This window comes from Natronolimnohabitans innermongolicus JCM 12255 (assembly GCF_000337215.1).
In the GTDB taxonomy this organism is placed as follows: Archaea; Halobacteriota; Halobacteria; order Halobacteriales; family Natrialbaceae; genus Natronolimnohabitans; species Natronolimnohabitans innermongolicus.
Genome location: NZ_AOHZ01000025.1, coordinates 1 through 10,667 on the forward strand (window position 1 = coordinate 1; position 10,667 = coordinate 10,667).

At 62.8% G+C, this 10,667-nt stretch carries 10 protein-coding genes and 1 pseudogene; 5 read left to right on the forward strand and 6 right to left on the reverse strand.

Annotated elements, in window-relative coordinates:
* Positions 1–109: 109 nt before the first annotated feature.
* Positions 110–709 (reverse strand): hypothetical protein, encoded by a 600-nt coding sequence (locus tag C493_RS05000; protein WP_049889141.1) that lies wholly within the window; start codon positions 707–709, stop codon positions 110–112.
* A 158-nt stretch (positions 710–867) separates the two neighbouring features.
* On the opposite strand from C493_RS05000, the gene C493_RS05005 reads away from it, so the two are divergent.
* Positions 868–2,055, forward strand: a complete 1,188-nt coding sequence (locus tag C493_RS05005) for a 3-dehydroquinate synthase II (protein WP_007258324.1) — start codon at positions 868–870, stop codon at positions 2,053–2,055.
* Positions 2,056–2,271: 216 nt separating this feature from the next.
* The gene (locus C493_RS05010; protein ID WP_007258325.1) at positions 2,272–3,390 is read left to right on the forward strand and encodes an NADH dehydrogenase; all 1,119 of its coding nucleotides are present in this window, start codon (positions 2,272–2,274) and stop codon (positions 3,388–3,390) included.
* 148 nt (positions 3,391–3,538) lie between these two features.
* On the opposite strand, the gene C493_RS05015 is transcribed toward C493_RS05010, so the two are convergent.
* From C493_RS05015 to C493_RS05025, 3 genes are all read right to left on the reverse strand, one after another.
* Positions 3,539–3,979 carry a zinc ribbon domain-containing protein gene (locus C493_RS05015; protein WP_007258326.1) on the reverse strand — a complete coding sequence of 147 codons (441 nt, stop codon included), beginning with the start codon at positions 3,977–3,979 and terminating at the stop codon, positions 3,539–3,541.
* A gap of 137 nt (positions 3,980–4,116) precedes the next feature.
* Positions 4,117–4,536 carry a hypothetical protein gene (locus C493_RS05020; RefSeq protein WP_007258327.1) on the reverse strand — a complete coding sequence of 140 codons (420 nt, stop codon included), beginning with the start codon at positions 4,534–4,536 and terminating at the stop codon, positions 4,117–4,119.
* A complete protein-coding gene (locus C493_RS05025; protein WP_241430875.1) occupies positions 4,533–5,030 on the reverse strand; it encodes a DUF7344 domain-containing protein in 498 nt (165 codons plus the stop codon). Before C493_RS05025 ends, C493_RS05020 begins: the two co-directional genes overlap by 4 nt.
* Before the next feature lie 461 nt (positions 5,031–5,491).
* Here C493_RS05025 and C493_RS05030 point away from each other — a divergent pair, with 461 nt between their 5' ends.
* From C493_RS05030 to C493_RS05040, 3 genes are all read left to right on the forward strand, one after another.
* Positions 5,492–6,652, forward strand: a complete 1,161-nt coding sequence (locus tag C493_RS05030) for a S24/S26 family peptidase (protein WP_007258329.1) — start codon at positions 5,492–5,494, stop codon at positions 6,650–6,652.
* Positions 6,653–6,703: 51 nt separating this feature from the next.
* Positions 6,704–7,822 (forward strand): DUF5305 domain-containing protein, encoded by a 1,119-nt coding sequence (locus C493_RS22980; RefSeq protein WP_007258330.1) that lies wholly within the window; start codon positions 6,704–6,706, stop codon positions 7,820–7,822.
* A 652-nt stretch (positions 7,823–8,474) separates the two neighbouring features.
* Positions 8,475–9,032, forward strand: a complete 558-nt coding sequence (locus C493_RS05040; protein WP_152421099.1) for a hypothetical protein — start codon at positions 8,475–8,477, stop codon at positions 9,030–9,032.
* 173 nt (positions 9,033–9,205) lie between these two features.
* Here the strand turns inward: C493_RS05040 and C493_RS05045 are convergent, their stop codons facing one another.
* Both C493_RS05045 and C493_RS05050 read right to left on the reverse strand, forming a co-directional pair.
* Complete coding sequence (locus C493_RS05045) at positions 9,206–9,949, reverse strand: type I 3-dehydroquinate dehydratase (protein ID WP_007258332.1); 744 nt, start codon at positions 9,947–9,949, stop codon at positions 9,206–9,208.
* 227 nt (positions 9,950–10,176) lie between these two features.
* A pseudogene (locus C493_RS05050) lies at positions 10,177–10,667 on the reverse strand (homoserine dehydrogenase); the annotation flags it as partial.

Genomic DNA, 10,667 nt, shown 5'->3' on the forward strand with positions numbered 1-10,667 from the left:
CAGCGGGTGGAAGAGCGAGCCATCGGTGTGGGAGGGCCGAAGCGCCAGCGGGTGGAAGAGCGAGCCATCGGTGTGGGAGGGCCGAAGCGTCAGCGGGGTGGCCCCGCGCCTACTCCTCGGCGCGGACCAGCGCGGCGAGACGGGGACCCAGCCGCGCACACTCGAGATCGGCCTCGAGGCGCTCGACGTGAGCCCGGAGGGCCGTGGCGTCGAGCGTCGACTCGCGGTCGTCTCGGCAGACGGGACCGTTCGCCGCTCGGGCGAGCAGGAACGGCGCCTCGTCGGCCAGGTACGAGTCGGGGAGCTCGGGGGCAGCGACACGGCCGCGCTCGACGGCAGCGAGGAACTCTCGAGCGACGATCAGTCGGCGACGGAGCGACCGAATCGCCGCCGTCGGCGCCGGCGAGCCGAGATGGCGCGCTAGCACCGTCTCGGCCGCCACGACATCGTCGGGATCCACGTCGTCGAACGCCGTCGAAATCGCCCCACGTTCGATCGTGGGGCGTCGATCGCGTCGCGTCGCGAGGCGAGCGGCACCGATCGCGGCCGCCGCGTGACCGTGTTGTAGCGCCGCCAACTCGCCGGCGTGGTCGAACGCCGCGCGAGCGACGGCGGCGACGTCGTCGGCCTCGAGTCGACCGACTGCGTCGTCGACGGTCAGGTCGCCAGTCGTCGTCTCCTCGCTCATCTGGGTGTGTCGCTGCCCCATATTTGATGGGTCGGCCGGCCCCACATTATTCACTTCTCCGAAAGTATCAGTACCATCGTTACTATCGTTACAATTGCCACTTTTATGAGCACTCGCGTCCAATCGCATCCCCTGCAGCATTCGCCACGTTCAAGCCAGTGCCCTTCGACGGTGGATTTATGACGCGATCTGTCTGGGTCAAAGCCGACGACGCCGTCGGCGACTGGGACGCCCGCCGAGCGCGGATTACCGCCGCCCTCGAGTCGGGTGCCGACTGGGTACTGGTCGATGAAGACGACGTCGCACGCGTGCGCGAACTCGGCGATATCAACGTCGCCGCCTTCCGTACCGACGGTGACGTGACGCTGGTCGACAACGCCGAAGACGAAGACGAGGAACCGGCGGCCGAACCCGACGCCGTCGTCGTCGGCAAGGACGGCGAGGGCGACGCGACGATCGACATGCCCGAGGACTTCTCGGGGTCGGCCGACCTCTCGACGCTCCGTCGCCGCGACGGCGACCTCGAACGTGGTGCCTACGTCCGTATTCTCGGCCAGGAGTACGAACAGTTCGCCGAGACCGCAGCCGATGAGGCCGACCACACCATCGTCATCGGTGAGGACTGGACGATCATCCCGCTCGAGAACCTGATCGCTCGCATCGGCGAGGAGACCGACCTCGTCGCGGGCGTCACCACCGCTGAGGAAGCGAAGACCGCCTTCGAGACCCTGGAAATCGGCGCGGACTCCGTCCTGATCGACTCCGACGATCCGGACCAGATCCGCGAAACCGTCGAGGTCCGCGACGAGGCCGAACGCGAGAGTCTCGACCTCGAGTACGCGGACGTACTCGACGTCGAACCCGTCGGCAGCGCCGATCGAGTCTGCGTCGACACGGGTAACCTGCTCGAACACGACGAAGGGATGCTCGTCGGCTCGATGGCCCGCGGACTGGTCTTCGTCCACGCCGAAACGGCCGAATCTCCCTACGTCGCCTCCCGACCGTTCCGCGTCAACGCGGGCGCCGTCCACGCCTACGTCCGCACGCCGGACGGCGGCACAAAGTACCTCTCGGAACTCCAGAGTGGCGACGAGGTCCAGGTCGTCGACACGGCGGGCAACACCCGCGAAGCGATCGTCGGCCGCGTCAAGATCGAGAAGCGACCGATGTTCCGAATCGCCCTGGAAACCGAGGACGGTGACCACGTCGAAACCCTGCTCCAGAACGCCGAGACCATCAAGGTCCCGACGCGCGAGGGGCGGACCGCCGTAACCGACCTCGAGGCCGGCGACGAACTCCTGCTCTACTACGAGGATACGGCCCGCCACTTCGGCGAGGCCGTCGAAGAGAGCATTATCGAGAAGTGACGGCTTCGCGGAGCCCTCGATAGAGCGATAGCTGGGTTCGGAGACCCACCCTATCGTCCGCGTTCGAACCGTCCACTCCTGACCGATTGTTTGAATCCTCTAGTGAGAGTGTGTCTATCCTACACCGATAGACAGATCGACCATCATTCTGTCTGGTAAGTGTAGTCGATTGCGGACAACTACTATGAGACTTGTTACCGTTCCCCTAGCTGTATCATGAGCGCTACTCGAGAGACAATCCGAGCGGTCGAACAGCCCGAGTTCGCGACGACGCTCCGAACCGCCGGACTGGCGGGCGCCGGGGGTGCCGGTTTTCCGACTTACGCGAAGTGGGACCGACTCGCCGAGGTCGACTCGCTGCTGGTCAACCACCAGGAGAGCGAACCGAACTACTACATGGACAAGTGGCTCGGCCGCGAGCGAGTCGACGAACTGGTGGGGCTGTTCGACGGCCTCCTCGACGCCGCGTTCGACCGAATCGTGATCGGCGCCAAGCGAACCGACCGCGAGGAGTGGTTGCCCGAACTCGAGGCGGCGACGGGGGCGACGATCTACGAACCCGACGACCTGCCGGTCGCGGACGACGAGACGGGAATCGTGATCGCCTACACCGACGATCGATACGAGTACGGGATGGAAAGCGTCCTTCTGCGACTCGTCGCGAACGTCGTCATCGGCGGCGACGATCTCCCGATGGACCACGGCTGGCTCGTCCAGAACACCGAGACCCTCTACAACGTCTACCGGGCGCTCGTCGAGGGGGAACCGATGACGACGAAGTTCGTCCACGTCGACGGCCGCGTCCCGACGCATCGGTTCCTCGAGGTCCCGATCGGAACGCCGGCGACCGATCTGCTCGAGGCCGCGGGTCGAACGGACGGCCTCGACGACAACGAGGTCATCCTCGACGGCGGCCCGGGCTGGTGTTTCGAAATCGCGGATTCGCCCGACCGATTCGGCGTGCGAAAGCGGACGAACGGTCTGCTGGTCATGGAGGAGTCCGTCGTCGCGGAAAACAGACTCGGCAGCGGCGGGCGGGTCAACGTCCTCGCGCCGGCCGCCTGGAAACAGTCGGTTCACGAGACGGAGCCGACCGCGGGACTCCGCCCCGATAGGGTCGAGGTCCCGCTGATCACGAACCCCGATTTCGACGGCATCGTTACGCCGAGCGAACCGATCGTTCGCGTCGGCGACGCCGTCGAAATCGGCGAAATGGTCGCCCGACCGACCGACGGCATCAGCATCGCACAGCACGCGCCGATCGCGGGGACGATCGTCCGCGCCGGCAACGGGTCGATTACGATCGATCGAACGGCCGACGAAGAGACGACGTGAGACGGCGCTGCGGTCGCGTCACGGTCCACACGTCGACGGGCGGTAGCAGCCGTCGACGATCGACTTCGACGTCTCAGTCGACGGATCGGGCCGAGGACTCGAGGGGTGTCGGCCAGCAGACGACAACTGGCGAGTCACAAACTACGAACTACGAACGAACCGGCTCCTCCTCCGTCGTGTCGGCGTTCTCGTCGCCGGTTTCCGGCTCGAGGCGGGTCGTACACCAGTGACAGAACTCGAGGTCCTCGTCGAGTTCCTTCCCGCAGTGGGGACAGGAGGGGCCGGCATCGCCGTCGTCGGTTGACTCGGGCGGATAGCCAAGCGCTCGGAAGGTCGCGTCGAGCGCGGCGATCAGTGTGACGAAGATGAGCGTCAACTGCGAGAGCATATCGACGTCTGCGGCGAGGTCCATCATTTCGGAGGTCGATCCCGCGGCGGCCATCTCCTCGATCGGGAAGAAGAGCCAGACCGTCGCGAAGTAGAGGCTGCCAAAGAGCAGGGCGCGAAGCCACTCACGAAGGACGAGGTGTCCCGCACCGGGCAGGAACACCGAGAGGCCGGCGGCGAAGATCGCGCGGAGCCATGTCATCGTACGTGGTGATAGGGGACCCCCGCCCTTAACATTCCGATTTCTGTTTCGTTCACGAACGGCCACACGCAAGGGTACCGGCCGCGACCGTTCCAGGGACGTGAGCCCCGCTGGTCCCGCATTCCTCACTGTCCTCGCTAGCCGGGACACGCGAGCGCTTCCGTTCGCTCGACAGAGACGCCGTCGCCGATCAGTTCGATATCGATTGCGACATCGTCGCCCCCGTCACAGACGTCTTCGACCGACAGCGTTACCGTCTCGCCGGAGTCGATCGTCCCATCGTCGTCACCGGAGACTGAAACCGATCCGTTCCCGGCGTTCGGCGTCGCGGTCGCCGGTCGCTCGAGTTCCAGCGGCTGACTCATGCGATTCGTGACGTTGAGTTCTTCGCCGCCCGCGTCGGTATCGACCGTTTCGAACCCGACCGCGGCCTCGTCGTCGTCGACCACGTCGATCGTAACCGCTCGATCGAGTGCGACCGTCGAGACGCCGACGCTCGAGACGAGGAGCAACGCGACGGCGACGGCCGTGATCGCGACTCCGAACCGGTTCGTCATGGGTCGGGGCCCCCCATCCCGAGCCGTCCCCGTCGCGTGTGATAGACGTGGACGATCGCCGTTACGGTAAACGTCACCGCGAGAATCGTCGCGAGCGCGAGCCCGGACAGATCAGCGAACGGGTACACCGATAGCCAGCTGAGCCCAGTAATCGCCACGGCCACTCCCGAGAGCCCGAGATAACACTGACTCCAGGGAATGTCGTCGTCCGGGACGTACTCGAGGTACATCCGCACCGTTCGCGCGTCCTCAGTGAGTTCGACTTCACCGCGACTCCTGTCGTATTCGATCACGCCGGCGTCGTCGAGCGTCGGAAGATGCGACTGGCGTAGCGCCGTGTAGATTCGCTTTCGCTTCTTCCAGGGCAGTTCGTCCGCTGGCGTCTCGAACTCCCACGCCGAGACCGTATCGACGAGCGTCCGAAGATCGATACGCTGGTTCTCGCGCTGCTTGAGATAGTGCAACACCCAGCGTCGCCGTCTGTTGCTGAGCACCGTGAATATCTCGTCGCGCGTCAATCCCTCCGATCGTGTTTCAGTATCGTCCCCCGATACTCTGCTATCGCTAACCCAATCCATCCCCGGTCGACGAAAAGACAGACGATATATTAGTTAGTTGGAAACATCCAAATTCGTCCATTCATTCGGCAATTAGATCTTCCAATAAACAGACTAGTTCGATATCAAACAAATATACTGTGGCGGGTTGACGAATAAATTACCACATATTCGACGTTCAAGACGGTCGTGACCAATTCAAGAGGTACCCGAACGCACTGTGGGGATGGTCGCCGAGGCATATTCTCCTGATTAACTCCGGACGTTGCAACTGCAGGCCCGTCCAGCAGCGGTCGAAGCGAGTTCATAGCAAAACCCGACTCTCGTATTGGACCGACCGACGCGTCGTACGGGCCGACGCGGTCGGCAATCGGTGTCGCGTCGGAACTGGGGAACACATGGGAGAACCGAACTGGGATTGGAAAGCGATCGTTCACTGGGGAGTGGGCGGGGCTATCGCACTGCTCGTCTGCCTACTGGTAGTCGGACACGTCTTCGGCGTGCCGGTCGGCCTCGGCTACGTCGAAACGGGGAGCATGGAGCCGACGATAGACGCCGGCGACGGCTACGTCGCCGTGCCGGCCGCCGTTTCCGGCTCCGCCGAACCGGGCGACGTCGTCGTCTACGACGCCCAGGAGATCGACGGTGGCGGACTCACGACCCATCGCGTCGTCGACGAAACCGACCACGGCTACGTCACCCGCGGCGACGCGAATCCGGTGACGGATCAGGATGGCAACGAGCCCCACGTCACCGACGGACAGATCGAGGCACAGGCACTACAGATCAACGGCGAGGTGGTGACGATCCCCCACCTCGGAACGGCAGTGATGAGCCTCGAGGACGGTCTCGAGTCGGCTCAATGGACGCTCGCCTCGGCGCTCGGAACGACGGCGGTCCTCGGAACGCAGGGACTCGCAACGCTCCTGCTCGCGTTCGGTCTGCTAGTGATCGGCGTCTCCGCCGTTCGCGACCGTCGTGGGGCGGCGGACCGCTCGCGCTCGCGGACGCGAGGGCGCAGTGACGTATTCGACGCCCGCCGACTCGTTCTCGCGCTCGGAGTGATCGTGTTCGTCGTTGCGGTCGCAACCACGGTCGCCATGTCTGGATCGACCGAAATGGGCGTCGTTAGCGCGGAGTTCGACTCCGATCGGCCGGACGTCATTCCGGCCGGCGAGACCGAACACCACGAGTACGAACTACAAAACGACGGACTGTTACCGGTTGTGACGATCGCCGAGCCGGCCAGCGACGGCGTCGCCGTCGACGAGCGAACGACGCTTCACCACGGCGACAGCGAGACGCTGAGCGTCGCCTACACGGCGCCGCCGGAGACGGGCTACTACCTTCGGTCACACACCGAACGCTCGTACTTTGCGGTGCTTCCGTCGCCGATCGTCGCCGAGTTACACGCGATTCACCCGTGGGTAGCGACGGGCACGACGGCCGGGATCGTTACCGGGCTAATCGTCGCCCCGTTCGCACTGGTCGCGGGCGTCGGGACCATCAGAACGCGCTCGCGGCGTCGCTCTGACACGACCGGAGGATATCTCAAATGAGTACAATAACGCAACCCTCGATTGACGTCTCCGAACGGAGAGGTATCGACGATGATCAATGACCGAACGCGCGTGCGGCTTCGCGCCGCGCTCGACCAGTGGTTCGTCGTGGTCGTCGTCGCGCTACTGGCGCTCGCGTTAGTCGGCGGCTGGGCTGCCTACGGTGCCGCCACGGCGACCGACGGCGACCCCGTCGAATCGGAGCCGACCGACACCTGGACGACGAGCGGCGAATTCGAACACAGCGCGACCGTTCAGGAGGAAAACGAGGCGTTCTCCGTCGGCACTGACCTCGCGGACCGCTCGCTCTACTTCAGCGAGGTCGCACCCGAACTCGAGGCGACGTTCCAGTTCGCCTACGACGCACCCGACGGTGACGTCGACGTCGACGTCGAAACCGAGCGGGTGATCCGGTCGGTCGGCGACGACGGCAACGAACACTGGGCGGTCAACGAAACGCTCGCGGAGACCGGCGAAGAAGGTCTCGCACCCGGCGAGGAACTGGCGACGAACGTGACGCTGGACGTTCCGGCCACGATAAACGACACGGCGTCAGTCGAGGACAGCCTCGACAGCTCGGTCGGAACGACCGAAATCGTCGTCTCGACCACCGTTTCGATGACGGGCACGATCGACGGCGAACCCGTCGATCACGTCGAAACGTACGCCCTCGAGATCGATCCCGACGACTCGACGTACGAAGTCGAGGCGGTCGACGAAAGCGGTGGGCAACCCGCCGAACAGCCTGCGACCGCCGCGACGACTGAAACCGAAAACGACTCCGAGGATACCTCGGCGGCCGGTTTCAGCGGCCTGCTCGGTCCGCTCGTCCCTGCGCTGGTGGCGATCGCGTCGGTCTGTTCGCTCGGCGCACTCGCGGTCACGAAAGCGACCGGCAGACTCGCACCCGCCGACCGCGACCTCGAGCGCGTGCGCACGCAACACGAACGCGAGGCGTTCGACGACTGGATCTCGAGCGGCTCGCTGCCCGACGACATCCGGGATCGGTCCCGGATCGAGGTGTCGACGCTCGAGGATCTGGTGGACGTGGCGATCGACTGCGATCGGCGCGTGCTCGAGGACGAACCGACCGGCGAGTTCTACGTCGTCGACGGGGAGTCGCTGTACGTCTACGAGTCGGGCGAACGCGACGGTGAGCAGGCGGGCTGAGCGGCGGCTGACGACTGGAGACAGACGAGTTCGAACGCGGAGACGGAAGCTCGACTCATACGGACCTCGACTTTTCCATTTTAATTGATAGAGACTATAGTAGCCGCTGAAACGAGTCATACACTGATCGTACCGCTATCGGGCGATCGGATGTGCAGTGACTTACAGTAGCTACTATAGTAGTCGATGTTCCGTGGTTTTCAGATGGCGTAGCGAATAGATCGCTTGAGTCCCTCGGAACCATACTCGGTTGGAATGGTGGTCCGTTCAGCTATTGCCGGCTGAATCGTTCCCTGTTGGACTCGTAATACAGCCGTTAGACAGCTCTCAGCAAGATGAAGAGAGCTAGTGGACTCAACAAAGAGGGACTGTCGCTGTGAGCATCGAGAAGAGACTGATACAGCTGTGGTTGGGGAGAAGTTACGCACGGGGGTAGGTCCGAATTTCGGGTCTCTCAATCAGTAGTAGCTATTGGATATACGTCGTCATAGTGATCAAGACGGCTCTGCAGGCCGCGTATGTCGAATCTCCTGCCAGTGTATACACAAGATGGGTACTGTGCATGGTGGGAATGCATGTGTTCGGATACGAAGCAAACGACGTCACATGACGATTGGCCGGAAATCCGAGCGTGCAACCAATGGTGAGACATATGGAACGACGCAAATTCCTGTTCGGTGCTGGGAGTACAGTAATCGGTGCAAGTGCGCTCGTCGGTTCAGGTGCATTTTCGTCAGTGAATGCTGAACGATCGGTTGACGTCGAAACGACTGCCGATTCAAGTGCCAATCTGGCGTTCTATGCGAACGAAGAGTACGAAGGTGATGAGGGCGAGTACGTTACCGAAGACAAGATTGAGACAATCGCGTTTTCGTTCGAAGACGTCAATCGAAACGCCGTCACGAAATACGAGGATCTATTCGTCGTTAAAAACAACGGGACGCAGTCTGTTCAATTACGCGTCGCCAATGATCCGGGCGAACCTGGCGAAGATCCGATTTGGGGATCGGGTGTCGGAACCGATGGTCCCATGGATATCAAACACCCTGAAGGCGGGTCGATGGTCGGCGGCAACTTCCAACAAACACGTGCCGAGGGCTCAATCGAATTGGGTCCGGGTGAAAAGCTTGTTTTGACTGTCGAGCTCGACACCCGAGAATTCGGGACCGATTCCTGGACGGACGGGACGATTTACTTCGAGGCAGCGTAACGGCTCCGTCCTGTTCTGAACCCCGATTTGTCCTATCTTTCATACAGACTGCGCTCATAGCGATGTAGGCCGAAGGTTACAACACTGACACGCTCAGTAGCTACTATTCATTCGGTCAAGGAAAGCTACAAAACGCCCAAGGTCGATATCTGCATCGCCGATCTACCGAGTAGTCATTCTGTCTGCGTCACTTCCTGCTGCGTCGGATACTCCTCGTCTAACTGATCGAAGATTCGACTGTCAGCACCGCTCTCGTCGATCATCTTGATCAGCGAGTCGATCCGGTGGAGGGGAATCTGTCCCGGCGCGTACTCGCTCGAGTCGGATTCCAGTGGCGCGTAGCCGAGCGCCGAACCGTACAGCGGGCCGATGACGCGCGTGTGGCTTCCGAGTTCGCCCATCGCGATGCCGGCGGCGCGAATGCCCTGCTGGGTGGCCGTGTCGATCGCAGAAAGGATCCGCAGGCAGTCACTGCGGTCTTCGGCGTACGTGGCGACCTTGGCGATGTCGCCGTACTCCGCGCATTCGGCGATGATCGCGTCGAGGACCTCCTGCGACGGCGTTTCGTCGAACTCGTGGAAGGAGATCACCAGCTCGACGTCCTGGTCGCGAAACTCTTCTAAGACCCACTGCATCCCCCGGGCCGTCTCGAGTTCGACGTCGACCTTCTCGACGGCGTCGAACTCGGCGGCGGCCATCAGCTGGTCCAGTCGGCCGCGGTCGTTGGCTTCACCGCCGAACCAGCGCGAGCGGTTCGTCGCGAGGATCGGGAGTTCGCCGTCGTACTCGGCTAACTGTTCGATCGGCTCGTCGGCACTGTCCAGTCGAAACTCGAGGAGATCAGCAGCGTCACGGGCTTTGGGCTCCCGTGTCAGATCGTTCGTGGTCGCGGCGAGGGCGAACTCGTCGACGGTCATGATAGCCTCTACCAATCCTCCGCATAAAAATATTTCGAGACGGTCCGTCTCGTGTTTGATCAGATCGTCGATATACCTACGTAATATTCCTCAGTATACGGGGTATTACGCCCATGATAAACGATTATAATAAATGAACGCTATCGGACTTGTTTCTGTTCTATTCGCGACCGAGAAACCGATTATAATAATATATATCGTTATAGGAGACGAGGCGACCGGCCGAGTCAGTCCGACAGTCGACCGACGTCCGAGAGCACCGCCGTCGCCGTCTCCGGGCCGCCCGCGCCGCGCCCGCTCGAGTGCAACGAGCCGGCGTTGCGGGTCTCGAGTTGGACGATGTTTCGCGTGCCGGTGACGGCGAGCGCACCATTCTCTGGGACGAGTCGCGGCCCGACCTGCACGCCGTCGCGGGTCGCCTCGCCGATGAGTCGGATCGTCCGGCCGTCCTCGGCCGCGAGGTCGAGGGCGCTGCCGGGGATGTCCTGAATCCCCTCGACCGTCGCATCCTCGAGGGAGAAGCCGCCACCGTTGAGGACGTTCGCGAGGATGACGAACTTCAGCGCCACGTCAGTGCCGTCGACGTCGAACGTCGGATCGGCCTCCGCGACGCCCAGGTCCTGGGCCTCCGCGAGGACGTGCTCGTAGTCCAGTCCTTCGGCGGCCATCCGCGTCAAAATGAAGTTCGCGGTGCCGTTCAGGACGCCGCGGGCCGCGG